A 15462-nucleotide genomic window follows, 5' to 3' on the forward strand; every position below is an offset into this window, starting at 1 on the left:
CGTGCTGCCCTGAACTTACCGCAACCGCAGCCCGGTCTTGGTATCGAACACAAACAGCTTGCCCGGATCGATCACCAGCTGCACCACTTCGCCCGGCGTCAGCAGGGGATGGTCGCGCACCACCACCGAAACGTCTTCCTCGCCCACCCGCGCCAGCACTTCCTGCGCGTCGCCGGTAGGCTCCACCACCAGTACCTCGGCCGGAACGCCGCTGGCGCCCAGGGTGATATGCTGGGGCCGCACGCCATAGGTGATCGCGGTGCCCGCCGGCACGTCGAGGGCGGTGCCGAGCGGCATCGACTGGCCGCCCTTGATCGCGATCTCGGTGCCGCCGGTGTAAGTCGCCTCAAGCAGGTTGATCTCGGGAGAGCCGATAAAGCCCGCGACAAAGAGGTTAGCCGGGTTGTTGTAGAGCTCCAGCGGCGCGCCGGCCTGCTCGATCCGCCCGCCATTGAGCACCACGATCTTGTCGGCCATGGTCATGGCTTCGGTCTGGTCGTGGGTCACATAAACCATGGTCTTGCCCAACCGCTGATGCAGCCGCTTGATTTCGCCGCGCATTTTCACGCGCAGCTTGGCATCTAGATTGGAGAGTGGCTCATCAAAAAGGAAAGCGCGGGGGTCGCGCACAATGGCCCGGCCCATGGCCACGCGCTGGCGCTGCCCGCCCGATAGCTCGCGCGGCAACCGGTCGAGCAGGTTTTCCAGCCCCAAAATCTCGGCTGCAGCGGCGACGCGGCTCTTGATCTCGGCCTTGGAGGTACCCGCCAGCCGGAGCGAGAAACTCATATTGTCCGCCACCTTCATATGCGGATAAAGCGCATAGCTCTGGAACACCATGGCGATGTCGCGTTCCTTGGCCGGCATGTTGTTGACGATCTTGCCGCCAATGGTGATCTGGCCCGCCGTGATATCCTCCAGCCCCGCAATCATGCGCAGCAGGGTGGATTTGCCGCAGCCGGACGGGCCCACGAGCACGACGAATTCGCCATCCGCCATTTCAAGCGAGATGTCATTGAGCACGGTGACATCGCCATAGCGCTTGCCGACATGCTTGAGTTCGATTTCCGACATGCGGTCTCTCCTTTGAGATTCCCCTGGCCCGGCGCTCACTGGGAGCGCACGGGCCAAAGCCTTGGCAGGATTAAACCCCAGCCACGGGGCAGACACCCTCCCCCACCCGGGGAGGGTTGGGAGGGGTTCCTTACCCCTCAACGATCTCGAAACGGCCCACGCTCATCCGCCCGGCCGAAGCCAGCCGCAGCCCCGCCATGCCATAGGCATAGTCAGCGTCGGTTGCGGTCACGAGCTGCTGCCCGTCCACGGCCAGGCTGAGCTGGTCGCCCCGCACGGTGAATGCGATGTCGTAGCTCTTGCCCGTTTCCGCCTTGAACGGCGCCCGCGCCAGCACCGTGCTGCCGAAATCCTCCTTGAGGATCACGACCTCATCGCCCTCGAGACCCGCCGCATAGAACCGGCCGGTGCCCTGCACCCGCGCGCTCACCAGCTGCGAGATGCCCGACAGGCGCTGGATATCGGCCTTCACCGTCACGTCGCGGCTATAATAATGGCCGGTCCACATATCGGCATCACCCGCCGTATGGCCCTGGATGCGGTCAAAGCTCTTGGTCCAGTGCCCCCTATTATAGGTGAAGCGCGAAATGGCACCCCATTCCTGCACTTCAGTTTCCGGCTCGATCACGGTGTGACCCGCACCACCAACGCTGAAATCGGCGAGGAACAGGCGACCCAGGAATTTGAGCCGGCCGAAATACTCGATGGAAATGCCGATCTCGTCGATCGCCTCGACCCCCTCGGGCACCGCAAAGCTGTAATCCTGCCAACCGGTGGCCGATGGCACATCCCAGGCGCCCACTTCCTCGATCCCCCCGCTCATGGTGCGGCGCACATAAGGCACCACCCGCAGATTGCCGTCGCCATTCCAGGGGTCGAGCCAAAGCTTGAAGCTGACCGTCTGGCCACCATCCACCACCGGCGAGAACATCGGGCGATAGCGCTCGTCGTCGAAATCCGTGCGCCGATAAAAAGGCTTCCAGAATACGCGTCCGCCCTGCCCGCGCTCGAGGCGATCGAGCTGGATTTCAAGCGAACCGCGCGAGCCCTCGACGTGACGCTCAGCGGAATGCTTGACCGAGATCTGGTTGGTGCCATCGCTGCGGAAGCCATGGGTCGAGCCGGGCAGATCGAAGTCAAAGCGCAACCCGCGCCGCGTCATGTCCTCGATCCAGAGCTCGGGCACTTCGCGGCCGGCCAGCTGCAGCGCCAGCACGGTCAGCTCGCGGGCAAAGCTCGGGATATCGACAATGTTGATCGTGCCCACAATGCCCGAGGCAACAAGGAAATCGTTGATGGGCTTGCGATATTTGTCCCAGCCCTCATGCAGGCCCTGGAAGGTCGCAACGATCGCCGCCGCATTGCCCGCATTGCAGTCGGTGTCCCAGCCCGCCATGGTCGCGATTTCGGCCGTGCGCGGCAGGTCGCCCTTCCCGTAAAGGATGGCCATGATCGTCACGCCGGCATTGGGGATGATGTGGCAAACGCCCGGATAGCGGTCATAGCCCCATTCGGCTTCCAGCATCTCGCGGCAGGCGCGCCAGTTGTCCGGGTTGGCGCGGTGGAAGTCGATCACCGCCTGGCACACCCGCGCATAAGTGGAAGCCGGATCAATCGTGGACATCGCCGCCGCGATGATCTCGTCGATGCTCTTGGCTTCGAACGCCGCCGCAATCGCTGCCGCGCAGAACCGCGCGCCGTTGAGCCCGTCGCCATCATGGGCCACCGAAGCGGCCATGGCCGACATGTCGGCTGCGCGCTGCGGATTGCCCGGGTTCACCCAGCCCCAGCTATCGATAAAGATCTGCCCGCCGATCTGCTCGGCCACCGTCGTGCCGTTTTGGGCAATCGAGCCCGATTGCGGCGCAGGGATGCCGGCCCGCAAATTGCGATAAGCGGTGTGCTCGGTGGACACGCCAAACCCGCCCCACCAGTACATGCCATGCTCTTCGGCGGCATAATTGAGCCAGGTCTTGCCCACATCCGCGGCCGTTGCCCTGAGCCCGTAATCGCGCAGCGCCCGGATGAAATACACCGGGCCATTGGTGTCGTCGTCGGCGGCGAAATTCTTGAAGTCGCGCAGATATTGCGTCACCTCGCCATAGGTCTTCTGGATGCGCTCATAGCTCCAGATCGTGGGCTCGACGGGCGCGCCCAGGCGCACGCCGATGGCCTTGCCGATAAAGCCGGCATAGATCTTTTCGAGGATTTGCGTTTCGGACAGCATGCTTGAACTTTCGAATACTGAAGAGACTGGATGAGATGCTCAACCGCGGCGCGCGGCGAGCCGGACAGAGTTCACATCAGGCCAAACCCAGTTCCGCCCTGGCCACCCAGCGCGCCTCCATTGCTTTTCGGTCCGCCGCCAGCATGTCCTCGACCACGGCGGCGAACGCATCGGCGGCCGCAAACAGGTCGAGCCGGTTGGCCAGGTCGAGCTGCGCGCGGTCCTCGGCCTCGATCACCGCTTCGCCATGCATCGCGCCCAGGATCGCCCCGGCCATCACCCCGATGGAATCGGTGTCCCGGCCCGAATTGATCCCGTCCTCGATCGAGGGGCGGAACGCGCCGTTGTTGAGGAGGCAAAAGCCCAGCGCCAGCGGCAGCTCTTCGATTGCCTGCAGCCGCGAGGGGCGATAGGCATCGCTCAGCCGCCCGACCTTGGCGGCGCTGTGGTTGACGTCGTCACCCATCACCGAATAGCGCGCAATTGCCCCATGAAAGGCGTCGCACACTGCCGCATGATCTGCGCCAGTGCCGCGCAGCTGGCGCGCCAAGGCGGCAATATCGATGATGGCATCGCGCGTGCCATCCTTGGCCAGTCCGATCACGGTATCTACGATCGCATCAATCGTCGTGCCCGGCACGAAGGCGGCCGCCACTGCGGCTGCCACGACGCCCGCGGCCTCCAGCCCATAGCTTTCCTGGTGCCCGGCGGCAAAGGCGATCGCCTCGTCATAGGCGCCCTTGGGATCGGCGGCATTGGCGACCCCGATCGGGGCGATATACATCGCGGCCCCGCAGTTCACCATGTTCCCGATCCCGCCTTGGCGTGGATCGCAATTGGACAGCTGATGGCGCTGGAAAATCCACTTTTCCGGATAAAACAGCCGGTCGATCAGCATGGCTTCGCGCTGCAATTCGGGCACCCAGCGTGGGGTCCAGGCAATCTGGCGCACCATGCCGTCGGCCATGTCCCAGGCATCGAGATGCCGGCGCTCCTCGGCATAGATCTGCATCACCGCCAGGGTCATCAGCGTATCGTCGGTGACGATCCCGTCCCCCCGCACCCGGTGATTGCGCTGCTCGGGCGGCAAATCCATCTTGTGCCAGCGCGTCATCACCGAAGTGACCCGTCCATAGCGTTCGCGGATCTGCGCGGCCGAAAGCTTTTCCACCGGCGCCCCGAGCGCGTCGCCCAGCGCCACGCCATGCAACATGCCGCGAATACGCGATTGGAGGGATTTGGTCATTTGTTTGGGCACTTTCAGTTGAAGTCTTCTACGAGGCCGGGGCGGCGCCTCCCTCCCTCTTGAGGGGAGGGATCGAGGGTGGGGGTTCGGGCCAATCCGAAGGCCAGGAAGGTTGCGGGAGCAGCAGAGCCCCCGCCCCAACCCCTCCCCCTTGAGAGGAGGAGGGCTCAAGTTGCGCCGGGCTTACTGACCCAGCACCGTCGCGGCATATTCAGCCATGCGCTGGCCGCCCGCGGCATTGTATTCCGCCACAAACTGGTCCCATTGATCGAGGCTCGCTTCGCCGGTGATGAACTTGGCGACCCAGCCGCGATAAACCTGCTCGGCCGCGTCCACATCGGCGGCATATTCAGCTGGCCAGACAAAGGCGTTGTCCGGGGTGAAATTGCCCTTGATCGTGTCGAGCGCCGTCTGCGCCGTGGGCGAAAGCAGCGGGGTCGCGGGCGTCCAGTTCGCGGCATTGAAGAAGCGCGCATACCAGGTCGAGATCTGATCGGTGAAGGTCACCGTGCCGTCGGCGCCCACAGTATGGTGCACATCGGCAAAGCCCATGCGGTCGATATCCTGACCTTCCTTGCTCGCCATGAAATCGAGCACGGCAAAGGCTTCTTCCTTGTGCTCGGACAGGGACGAGATCGCCCAGCCGCGCGCTTCCTTGGACACGTCAACCGCTGCAAGGCCCTTGCCGCCCGGGCCTTCCGGTACTGGCAGCACGGTCAGCGTGATCTCCTCGCCCGGATGGGCCTGGCGCATCTTGCCCGAATAGATGTCGATCACCTCTGGCGAAGAGCCAAAGATCACCCCGGCCCGGCCGGTATAGAACTTGTCTTCCTTCACATCGAAAGTGTTGGTGACATATTCCTTGTCGTAAAGACCCTTGCTGGCAAGGCGCGCATAGAATTCGAGCTTGGCGCGCTCGGCATCGGTGACGCGCGAATTAACCCAGGTGCCATCGGCATTTTTCATCCAGGTGGCGCTGACGCCAAAGGCCTGGTTGAAGATGGAATCGAGTTCGCCAGTATTGCCGAACCCCGTCAGGCCCAGCGTATTGCCCGGCGTGCCGTCGCCATCGAGATCGGCATCGTGGATGGCCTGGAACAGCGCTTCATAGTCCTCGACCGTGGTCGGGGGCTCCATGCCCAGCTCGTCGAGCCAGTCCTGGCGCATCACCGGCTGAGGCGCGCGCGAAGGGTACACGTAGAGCAGATAAGGGTAGTTCGCGAGGCGCTCCACATTGTGCGGCCACAGCGCATCCTTGATGAACTCGGACTTTTCGATCCAGGGCGTGAGGTCCTCGAGCACTCCCTGCTCGGCCATTTTCTGGTCGCCACCCTGGAAATACATGATGTCCGGGATATCGCCCGAGAGCAGCATCACGCCCAGCGCATCGGCATAGCCCGAGCCCGGCAGGTCGACGATCTGGATATCGACATCAACGCCGCGCTCCTTGAGCGCCGCTTCGATCGCCTCGATCTCCTTGACGTCATCGGGATTGCTGTTGAGCAGATCCTTGCTCACAAGGCGCAGCGTGGTTTGCGCCATTGCCGGCGCAGCGAGCGCCCCCAGCATTGCCATGGCGGTCGAGGCCAGCAGTAGTTTCTTCAGCATCAGACATTTCCTCCTTGGATTGTCGTTTGTTTCGTCATTGGCCGCAATTTTGCGGTTCTTGTGGAAAGGTTGGAAAAACGGGATCTCGGAGCCTGGCCTCCCTCCTTCTTGAGGGGAGGGCCGGTTTGGGGGGCCATCGGCGAGCCCCCCAAGATTGTGTCGTCCCAATCATCCCTTGAGCGCTCCCGACATCGTCCCCTTGGTGAAGAATTTGAGGATCAGCGGATAGATCGCGAGAATGGGCAGGATGGTGATGAGGATCATCCCCGCCTTGAGCGCGCGGATATTGATCTGCGCCAGCCCGATATTGTTGGCGGCATTGTTGGCCCCGACGATGGCGAGCTTGTCGCCCTCGATGACGAACTGGCGCAACACCACCTGCAGCGGCCATTTGGTCTGGTCGTTGAGATAGATCATCGCCCGGAAAAACTCGTTCCAGTGCAGCACGAGATAAAACAGGGCAATCGTCGCCAGCGCCGGCTTGGCCAGCGGCAGCACCACCATGAAAAAGGTCTGGAACGGATTGGCGCCGTCGAGCTCGGCCGCTTCCAGAAGCTCCTGCGGAATCTCCTCGAAGAAGCGGATCAGGATGATGAGATACCAGGCGCTGATCGCCTTATACATGATCACCGACCAGGGCGTGTTGAGCAGGCCCATGCGTTTCATCAGGAAATAGTCGGGAATGATCCCGGGCTCGAACACGATGGTGACGAGCACGAGCAGGAAAATGATCCGCCGTCCGGGCAGGCCCGGCCGCGACATACCCCAGGCCATCAAGGCGGTGCCGAAGACGCCGATGCACACGCTGGTGGCGGTCATCCACACCGAGTTGAAAATGCCGCGCTGCACATTGGGATGCTGCAGCAGCAGCATCCACACATCGGGCGAAAACCCGTCGGGGATGATCGAGAGGCCCGAAAAACCGGCGACCTTGCTGGGCTCGGACAATGACAGGGCCAAAAGGTTCAGCAGCGGCTGCAAGGTGAACACCACCAGCAGCAGGAGCGTTGACACGATCAGCACATATTCGACCCGCTCGAGCGGCGTCCGGCGCGATTGACCAAACATCACCACACTCCCTTGCCGGTAAGGCGCTTGCTGACGAGATGCGAGGTCAACACCAGGATCATGCCAATCACCGCCTTGAACAGGCCGGCGGCCGTGGCCAGCGCATATTCACCGGTCGAAAGGCCCATGCGGTAGACATAGGTGTCGATGATATCGATGGTGGAAGCGTTGACCGCGTTCTGGAAATTGATGACCTGGTTGAGGTCGGCCGACAGGAACATGCCCATATTGAGGATGAACAGCGTCGCAATTGTCGGCACGATCCCCGGAATGGTCACATGCCAGATCTTTTGCCAGCGATTGGCGCCATCCATTTCGGCGGCTTCATATAGCTGCGGGTCGATGGCAAAGATCGCGGCCAGATAAAGCAGGCTGTCCCAACCCGCCGAACGCCAGATTTCCGATACCACCAGCACCCAGCGGATCGTGCCGGTATTGGTCAGGTAATTGGTGGTGCCAAAGCCCATGGACTGCTGGACCTGGTTGACGGCACCATCGGTGGGCGACAGCAGCGCGATGAACACGCCCGCGATCACCACCCAGCTCAAGAAGTGCGGCAGGTAGATCGCCGACTGGATCGCCCCGCGCAGCTTGCCATTGCGCACTTCATTGAGCAGCAACGCCACCATGATCGGCACCGGGAACACAAAGAGGATCTTCATGCCCGAAATGATCAGCGTGTTGAGCAGAACCTGATGGAAGATGGGCGAGGAAAACAGCACGCCGAAATTCTTGAGCCCGACCCAGATATTGGGCGGGATGATGCGAACCTGCTCGAAAGCCATCTTGGCTTCCCAGATCGGCACGTAATGCCAAACGAAAAAGAACAGCAAGCCCGGCGCCATCATGGCGTAATAGGGCCACCATTGGCGCAAACCGAAGCGGAAGCGCTCAAGCCTGTTCATACCCTGTTCAGCAACATGGCGCGATTGCGGCCCCGCTTCGGGCAAAACGCCTGCGGCATGTCCGTTTACGGGAACGTTCCCACTCGCCACTGCGGCGCCGAGCTGCTCTTCCGATGAGCCAACCATCAATCAGATACTCCTTAGCTCGCGGCGCGTCGCTGCGCGGCCTGCGCCGACAGTTCGGCAATCGAGCCGCGCTCAACCAGCCGGCACGGCATGTAAATGCGCCGGTGGTCCGGCTTGTGTTCGATTTCGTCGAAGAGCCCGTCCACGGCGCGCTCGCCGATATCGCGGCCCGGCTTGGCCACCGTGGTCAGCCCCGGCCAGGCGAACTCGCCCGAGGGAATGCCGTCAAAACCCATGATTGAAACGTCGCGGGGGCATTCGAGCCCGGCATCGCGCACCGCCATCATCGCGCCCAACGCCATCATGTCATTGGCCGCAAACACAGCCAGGTGCCCGACGCGCGGGCGCTCCAGCAGCCGCGCCATCGCCTCGCGCCCGCCCCTGACGGTATATTCCCCGTCCTCGATCGGCAGCACGGCAGGATCGACGTCCCGCTCGACGCAATGCTCATGCACCGCGCGCAAGAACCGTGCCCGCGCCAAGCGCGATTTCGGGCCAAGCAGGAGGCTCGGCGCCGGATGGCCCTTTTGCACGAAATGGTCCAGCCCGAGCCGTACCGCCTGGGCAATGTCCGAACCGACGCTGGAAATATTGGGAAAGCGCTCGGCGCTCGAGCCGATGAAAACGCAAGGCAGGCCGAAGCGGTCGAGATCGTCAAAACTGTCGGCCACCGGGTTGATGATCGCCCCATCGACCCGCGCCCGGCGCAGCGCGCCCAGATGCGCCGCTTCCGCCTTGGGGTCCCAGTCGGAAGAAAAGATCAGCAGTGACGCCCCGCTGCGCGAAGCACGATCCTGCGCCCCACGCGCCACATCGCCCCAGAACGGGTTGGTGATATCGGGGATCACGAGGCCCAACAGACCGCTGCGGCCCGAGCGCATCCCCACCGCCAGGTGATTGCGTTCATAGCCAACGGCGGCGGCGGCCCGGATCACCCGGTCACGGGTTTCCTCGGTGATGTTGGACGAGCCCGTCAGCGCGCGGGCCGCGGTGCTCTTGGACACCCCGGCGCGCTCGGCAACATCAACAATGGTTGGTCGGCGATCGCGGCTGTTGCGCATGAACCATCCCTTGCAGCCGGTCCGCCCTGCCACACCGCGGGAACGTTACCGCGAATACCAGCAATGTCAATACTGCAACCCTCGACAGCTCGCCGCAGCCACCCCAAACCAGGGGATTACTTATTTTCGAGAGAAACTCGCCTCACCGCGGCGTATGCACGACATCAAGGAAGATCGGATCGAACTGCCCCACATCCTGCAGGCGCTTCCAGTCGATCACCCGCACGCGCTTGGTGTCCCAAGACACCAGATCCTGGCGCCGCAGCTCCTGGAGCGTGCGGTTCACATGCACATTGGAGAGCCCCAGCGCATCAGCGAGCTCCTGCTGCGTGATCTCGAAGGGAAAGCTCATATCGTCGGCCAGCCCCACGGCCTGGGCGCGCACAAAATGCTCGCAGAACAGATGCGCCATATGCGCAATCGCGGTCAGCCGCCCCATCGCCACCAGCCATTGCCGGTGGATCGCCCCATCCAGCAAGGTCGAGAGCCACAGCAGCCGCGTCAGGTGCGGATAGTCCTCGGTGATCTGCCGCAAGGCATCATGAGGGAACTCAACCGCCGCCACGGCGGACATCGCGCTCACATCATGATCCAGCTTTGACAGCAGGAAGGCATGCAGATCCACGAAATCGCCCGCGATGTGAAAGGCCGTGATCTGCTGCTGGCCGTTTTCCACCGTGTTTTGCCGGGCAGCCATGCCCTGGATCAGCAGCAGGCTCTTGTTCGGGCTGCTGCCATAGCGCGCCATCAACTCGCCCGGAGCGAAATGAACGGTCTGGCCGGCCGCCGCTGAAAGCGCATCCCGTTCTGCTTGTCCTAGGGTATCACGCACCCGCAGGCGGCGAAAAAATCTATCAAGACGCTGATCGTCCATGGTGGGCCTTGGTACCGGACCTTCGCGCACAAACGTGCGCGGGTCACTGTAGTTGCTTCTTTTCTTGCCAATCGCTGTTCGCGAACCAGGTTTGTGGCGCGGCCAAACGCCCCGACCCAGAGGAGGATGCGCCCGCAAAGGCCGGCACCCACGCCCGTCCTTGTCCCCCCGCCGATATGGTCGTTGTGCTTGCGGCCTTGGCGCTTGCAGGCAAACGCGCCATGTCAGCTTTAATGCCGCTAAGTCGCTGATCCGCGCACTATCGTATGTTAGTCAAAGCCAGAATGCGGAGCCAACCCGATCTCGCCAAGTCACCGGCGCTGCCGGCAAGATGATCCGCCCAGCGAGCACTGACAGCTTGCTCTTGCCGATCGAAACGGCGCTGGAAGTGCAGCATCAGGCCTGGCGGTGCAAACATGTAGGCCATCTGGAGCTTTTACCGACTTGGTTTCACCTGACCTTCATCTTTCTAGCTGACCTTTGCCGCATAAAGGATCAAGCCAGCGATGAACATGAAGTTGTACCTGTCCCTGCTCACCAGCGCCGCGATGATTGTCTGCTCCACCTTGGGTGCAGTGGCGCTTGATGTGCCAACAGCTCAGCCCATCCTGACCGTATCCGGCAACATCACCCAGACCAATCAGGACGGGGTGGCGGTGTTTGACCGCACGATGCTCGAGGCGCTTGGCAACGCCGCCATTGTGACCCGGACGCCCTGGTTTGACGGGGTGAGTACCTATGAAGGCGTGCCGCTCGAGGCGCTGATGGATGCCGTGGGCGCCGAGGGGCACACCGTCACTGCCATTGCGCTCAATGACTACGTCACCACGATCCCACTCTCGGATTTTGCCGATTTCGGACCCATTTTGGCGCTGCGCCATAACGGGCAATACATGACGGTGCGGGAAAAGGGCCCGCTCTTTATCATCTATCCCTTCGACGAAAACCCGGACCTGCGCACCTCGACCTATTATGGGCGGGCCGCCTGGCAGGTCAAACAGTTGATCGTGGAGTAACCAGAGCTGTGCAGGCCGCGTCGGTCAAGTTCATGCAGCGCGCCTTGGCAGTCATCGTGTGCTGCCTTGTGGTCGCGACCTGCTACACCTCGCTGGTGATTGCCCAGCGCCAGACCGCATTGCAAAACCTGTCGCGCTACAATGTTGCCTGGACTGTCAGCCAGTCCCTTTCCGAGTTCACCCGGCTCGAGCAGAGCCTGGCCCTTTACGCGCTCGACGCCACGCCAGAGCGGCTGGCCGAAGCCATGCTGCGGCTCGACATCATGTTCAGCCGGGTCGAGATGTATGAAGCTGGCCCGGCTTCCAGTGAAAACTCGCGCACGCTGCGCATCTTTATCGAGGCCGATCCGGCCAATCAGGAAACCGTTCATGCTGTGCGGGGCGCGCTTGAAACGGTCGATGGCCTGCTCGCCTCCGAACCCCATACGCGGGCCAAACTGCTCGAGGGGCTTGCGGCCCTTGCCCCGTTGGACGCGCGCCTGACCGCTCTTGCCTCCGCGGCCGGCGCCTATGGAGCCGCACGCACTGCCGCCGATCGGGCCGAACTGCAGCGCCTGCACTGGATCTTCACTGGCCTCGCCTGGGGCCTGATCCTGTGCGGTGTCGCTTTGACGCTGCTGCTGTTCCGCAACAATCGGCTGTTGCAACGCGCCTACCAGGATGTCAGCACGCTCGCCGCCCAGTTGGGGGCAACCTCCAAGACCTTGCGGGCGCAGAATGACCGGTTCGATGCTGCCCTCAACAACATGTCCCATGCGATCTGCACCTTCGACGCCGATGGCAAGCTCGTCGTGTTCAACCAGCGATTTGCCGAACTTTGCGGCCTGCCGCAGAACCTGGAGCCTGGTCTCACCGCCACCCAGATGGAGGAAAGGGCGGCCGAGCAAGGCGCGGACACCGCCTATTACAGCATCCTGGCCCGCCAGCTCCCGATGATCTGGAACCGCACCGGCAAGGTGTTCACCTCCGAGCTACCCGATGGCCGCGCCTATGCGGTTTCCCATACGCCGCTACCGGATGGCGGATGGCTCGCCACCTATGAGGACATCAGCGAGCGCCGCCGCGCCGAGCTGCGCATCGCGCATATGGCCCACCACGATGCCCTGACCAATCTGCCCAACCGCGTGCAGTTCAGGCTGCAGCTGGACCAGATGTTGCTGCGCTCGCGCAAGCATGACCTCAGCTTTTGTGTGTTCCTGCTCGATCTCGATGGCTTCAAGGACGTCAATGACACCTTCGGCCATCATCTGGGCGATCAACTGCTCAAAGTCGTGGCCCAGCGCCTGCAGCAGGGCAGCACGACCTACCACGCCGTGGCGCGGCTGGGCGGCGACGAGTTCGCCACCGCCTGCTGGATTGAAGGCGATGCCGAACAGCAGCGCCGGATCGGCGAGCGGCTGATTGCCGATCTGTCCCGGCCCTATTTTCTGGAGGGGCGCGAACTGTCCGTCGGCGCCAGCATCGGCGTGGCGCAGTTCTGCCCCAAGACGCCAGTGGAAACCGAGGAATTGCTGCGCCATGCCGATCTGGCGCTTTATGTCGCCAAGGCCGATGGCAAGGGCCGGGTGCGGTTTTTCGAGCCGGAGCTCGACCAGCAGCTGCAAACCCGCAAGACGCTGGAAGCCGATCTGCGCAAGGCGCTGGATCGGGGCGAGATGGAAGTGCATTACCAGCCCGTTCTCGTGGCCGAAACGCGCCAGGTGTGCCGCTACGAGGCGCTGCTGCGTTGGCGTCCGGGTGGGGATCGGCTCGTGCCGCCCTCGACCTTCATTCCCCTCGCCGAGGCGACGGGCCTGATCAACGAGATCGGCGCCTGGGTGCTGCAGCAGGCCTGCGCCGAAGCGGCCTGCTGGCCCGGAGACATGGGCCTGGCGGTCAATTTGTCTGCCGTTCAGTTCAAGAGTGGCGAGCTGGTCAGGACCATCGGCGATGCCCTCGCCGCATCGGGGCTGGACGCGCACCGGCTGGAGCTGGAAATCACCGAATCCGTGCTGCTGCAGGGCGACGAGCAAACCCTGTCCGCCCTGATGCGCCTCAAGGACATTGGCGTGCGCATCGCGATGGACGACTTCGGCACCGGCTATTCCTCGCTCAGCAATCTGCGTCGCTTCCCCTTTGACACCATCAAGATCGACAAGTCGTTCGTGGCCGATCTGACCAATCGCGATGACGCAGTTTCCGTGGTGCGACTGATCATTCAGCTCGGTGAAGTGCTGGGAATGCAGACCACCGCCGAAGGCGTGGAAACCGAGGAACAGTTCCACCTGCTCCAGCAAGCCGGCTGCACCAATGTGCAGGGCTTCCTGTTCGATCGCGCCAAGCCGGCGAGCGAGATAGCCCATCACATCGCCGCAGCTCACGCGCCCCCCGCAAAAGTCGATTCTGCAGCCGATCCACTTGCGGAACGTAAATCGGCCTGAAACCTCCCCCATCTCTCCCCCGCGACGCCGTGATCTTGTGGCGCCACCGCGCCCGCAAGTATAGCAAGGGCGCAGCTAAGGGACTGATTTGATGCGTTTTCTGCCTGCAATCGCGCTTGCATCCGCGCTGGTGACGAGCGTCGTTCCCGCGGGCGCTCAAAGTTGGGGCTTGCTGGATCGGGCCCTTGCCGACGCCGTGCAGACCTTCGCCAAGGCGCAAGGCGCACTTGGCTCATCCAGCATGGGGGTGCCGACCACGGCTTACGCGCAGGCCTTGCGGCAGTTGCGCTTTGTCCCGTCCAGCGGATCGGGGGAGGTGCAGGTGGCCTTTCAGGCGCAGGGCGAAGGCGATAAAGCCTGCACCCGCTTTGCCGCTTATGTGATCCCGAACCCGGCCGCAGATACGATAACCATCAATCTCTGCTCGCAGTTCTTTGACTCCGGCACCGATGCCCTGCGCCAAACCACTATCCTGCATGAAATGGTGCATGTGGTCGCCGGGCCCGGCGAATGCATGGCCATGGCCTATACCGCTCAGCTCCAGTTCCTCGCCACTGGCGCGTTTCAGCCGGTCACCAATTACTGGCGCCAAAGCGGCTGCGGGTCCTCGGCCTATAGGCTGCCGGGATAACGCGCCGCTAGGAGCGCTTGTCCCGCCGCCGCATTGCGCCCAGCGCCAGTGAAGCCGGCACTGCCAGGGCCAGGGCGCCCAGGGAATGCTGCCGCCGTGGGCGCAGCTGCGCCGCTGCGGCCCGGTAACCGGCCTGCCATTCCGGGCTTTTGCCTGAAATATCGTCGGTGGGTTCCCCGCCTTCCTCGCGGGACTTGCCTACCGTGTCGGCTGCCGTGGCGTTGCGATGACCGAGCGGATCGCTGCTGCCCACGGTGGAATCGCGCCGCGTCTGCCGCTCGGCCTCCGCATTAAGCTCGGCACCCACGATCAGCATGGTGACCGAGATCCACATCCAGGTCAGCAGGGCAATGAGCCCGCCCAGCGAGCCATAGGTCTTGTCGAAATTGGCGAAGTTCGCCGCATACCAGGAGAACAGCAGCGACACGACGATGATCCCGACCACGGCAAGGAGAGCGCCCGGGGTAACCCAGCGCCATTTCGGCTGCTGCCGGCTTGGGCCGAAGCGATACAGAACGGCAATACCCAACAGCAAGACCACGGCGAGCAGCAGGTAGGAGCCGATCTTGAGCACCCATTCCAGCCCACTCCCCAGCCCGAGGAAATTCAGCACCGCTGGCACCACCACGGCCACGCCAATCATCACCACCGCGCCAACGACACCGGCAAGGGTAAACACGAGGGCGGTGGCGTTCAGAACAAAGAAATTGCGCTTTTCGCGCTCGTCATAGGCGATGTTCATTGCCTCAAACAGCGTCTTGACCCCCGAACTGGCGCTCCAAAGCGCAATGGCGATCGAGATGATAAGGGCAAAGCTCAGCGTCGATTCCTGGCTCGAGGTCAGGCGCTTGAGTTGTTCATCGATGATGGCCATGCCTCCTTCGGGCACCACCGCGGACAGTGCCCTGACATGCTCGGTCACGGTGGCCGGGTCGGTGAACAGGCCATAAAGGGACACAAAGGCCGTGAGGGTGGGGAAGATCGCCAGCAGCAGGTAATAGGTCACCGCCGCCGCGATCAGGGTCACCCGATCATCATTGATCTCGGCATAGGTGCGCCACAGGATGTCCTTCCAGCCCTTTGCCGGTACCTCCGTTGGCGCATCCGCCTCACGACCATGATCCTGCTCGGCACTGCGGTTTTGGACTGTTGCCATCTGCTTTGTTCCCTTGCCTTGGGAGGGGCAACGACAAAGCGCCAGCGTGG

The 15462-nt window shown here is 62.8% G+C and carries 12 protein-coding genes; 3 read left to right on the forward strand and 9 right to left on the reverse strand.

Annotated features, from left to right (window positions below; translation table 11 throughout):
• Positions 1-15: 15 nt before the first annotated feature.
• The 8 genes from ugpC to HRU92_RS12845 form a co-directional block, all read right to left on the reverse strand.
• Positions 16-1074, reverse strand: a complete 1059-nt coding sequence (gene ugpC / locus HRU92_RS12810) for a sn-glycerol-3-phosphate ABC transporter ATP-binding protein UgpC (protein ID WP_173088282.1) — start codon at positions 1072-1074, stop codon at positions 16-18.
• Positions 1075-1204: 130 nt separating this feature from the next.
• Entirely contained in the window at positions 1205-3301 is a 2097-nt protein-coding gene (locus HRU92_RS12815) for an ADP-ribosylglycohydrolase family protein (RefSeq protein ID WP_173088284.1), read from the reverse strand.
• Between the two features lie 76 nt (positions 3302-3377).
• Positions 3378-4547: an ADP-ribosylglycohydrolase family protein gene (locus HRU92_RS12820; protein WP_172125607.1), complete on the reverse strand. Its 1170-nt coding sequence runs from the start codon at positions 4545-4547 to the stop codon at positions 3378-3380.
• Positions 4548-4730: 183 nt separating this feature from the next.
• Positions 4731-6155 (reverse strand): extracellular solute-binding protein, encoded by a 1425-nt coding sequence (locus HRU92_RS12825; RefSeq protein WP_248305169.1) that lies wholly within the window; start codon positions 6153-6155, stop codon positions 4731-4733.
• A 168-nt stretch (positions 6156-6323) separates the two neighbouring features.
• The gene (locus tag HRU92_RS12830) at positions 6324-7223 is read right to left on the reverse strand and encodes a carbohydrate ABC transporter permease (RefSeq protein ID WP_127754643.1); all 900 of its coding nucleotides are present in this window, start codon (positions 7221-7223) and stop codon (positions 6324-6326) included.
• On the reverse strand, positions 7223-8254 hold the full coding sequence (locus HRU92_RS12835; RefSeq protein WP_248307139.1) for an ABC transporter permease subunit: 1032 nt from the start codon (positions 8252-8254) through the stop codon (positions 7223-7225). The genes HRU92_RS12830 and HRU92_RS12835 overlap by 1 nt, the downstream gene beginning before the upstream one ends.
• A 14-nt stretch (positions 8255-8268) precedes the next feature.
• Complete coding sequence (locus HRU92_RS12840) at positions 8269-9315, reverse strand: LacI family DNA-binding transcriptional regulator (protein WP_127754644.1); 1047 nt, start codon at positions 9313-9315, stop codon at positions 8269-8271.
• Between the two features lie 142 nt (positions 9316-9457).
• A complete protein-coding gene (locus tag HRU92_RS12845) occupies positions 9458-10189 on the reverse strand; it encodes a Crp/Fnr family transcriptional regulator (protein WP_173088286.1) in 732 nt (243 codons plus the stop codon).
• 506 nt (positions 10190-10695) lie between these two features.
• On the opposite strand from HRU92_RS12845, the gene HRU92_RS12850 reads away from it, so the two are divergent.
• From HRU92_RS12850 to HRU92_RS12860, 3 genes are all read left to right on the forward strand, one after another.
• Complete coding sequence (locus tag HRU92_RS12850) at positions 10696-11205, forward strand: oxidoreductase (RefSeq protein ID WP_172125603.1); 510 nt, start codon at positions 10696-10698, stop codon at positions 11203-11205.
• Positions 11206-11213: 8 nt separating this feature from the next.
• Positions 11214-13625 (forward strand): EAL domain-containing protein, encoded by a 2412-nt coding sequence (locus HRU92_RS12855; protein WP_172125601.1) that lies wholly within the window; start codon positions 11214-11216, stop codon positions 13623-13625.
• Positions 13626-13716: 91 nt separating this feature from the next.
• Positions 13717-14256: a hypothetical protein gene (locus HRU92_RS12860; RefSeq protein ID WP_172125599.1), complete on the forward strand. Its 540-nt coding sequence runs from the start codon at positions 13717-13719 to the stop codon at positions 14254-14256.
• 7 nt (positions 14257-14263) lie between these two features.
• Here the strand turns inward: HRU92_RS12860 and HRU92_RS12865 are convergent, their stop codons facing one another.
• Complete coding sequence (locus HRU92_RS12865; RefSeq protein WP_172125597.1) at positions 14264-15412, reverse strand: YihY/virulence factor BrkB family protein; 1149 nt, start codon at positions 15410-15412, stop codon at positions 14264-14266.
• Positions 15413-15462 lie beyond the last annotated feature (50 nt).

This window comes from Devosia sp. 1635, from assembly GCF_013185955.1.
Lineage (GTDB): Bacteria > Pseudomonadota > Alphaproteobacteria > Rhizobiales > Devosiaceae > Devosia.

Coding starts and splice junctions, on each gene's coding strand:
- ugpC (WP_173088282.1), bottom strand. CDS start 1,074: ATGTCGGAAATCGAACTCAAGCATGTCGGCAAGCGCTATGGCGATGTC.
- HRU92_RS12815 (WP_173088284.1), bottom strand. CDS start 3,301: ATGCTGTCCGAAACGCAAATCCTCGAAAAGATCTATGCCGGCTTTATC.
- HRU92_RS12820 (WP_172125607.1), bottom strand. CDS start 4,547: ATGACCAAATCCCTCCAATCGCGTATTCGCGGCATGTTGCATGGCGTG.
- HRU92_RS12825 (WP_248305169.1), bottom strand. CDS start 6,155: ATGCTGAAGAAACTACTGCTGGCCTCGACCGCCATGGCAATGCTGGGG.
- HRU92_RS12830 (WP_127754643.1), bottom strand. CDS start 7,223: ATGTTTGGTCAATCGCGCCGGACGCCGCTCGAGCGGGTCGAATATGTG.
- HRU92_RS12835 (WP_248307139.1), bottom strand. CDS start 8,254: ATGGTTGGCTCATCGGAAGAGCAGCTCGGCGCCGCAGTGGCGAGTGGG.
- HRU92_RS12840 (WP_127754644.1), bottom strand. CDS start 9,315: ATGCGCAACAGCCGCGATCGCCGACCAACCATTGTTGATGTTGCCGAG.
- HRU92_RS12845 (WP_173088286.1), bottom strand. CDS start 10,189: ATGGACGATCAGCGTCTTGATAGATTTTTTCGCCGCCTGCGGGTGCGT.
- HRU92_RS12850 (WP_172125603.1), top strand. CDS start 10,696: ATGAACATGAAGTTGTACCTGTCCCTGCTCACCAGCGCCGCGATGATT.
- HRU92_RS12860 (WP_172125599.1), top strand. CDS start 13,717: ATGCGTTTTCTGCCTGCAATCGCGCTTGCATCCGCGCTGGTGACGAGC.
- HRU92_RS12865 (WP_172125597.1), bottom strand. CDS start 15,412: ATGGCAACAGTCCAAAACCGCAGTGCCGAGCAGGATCATGGTCGTGAG.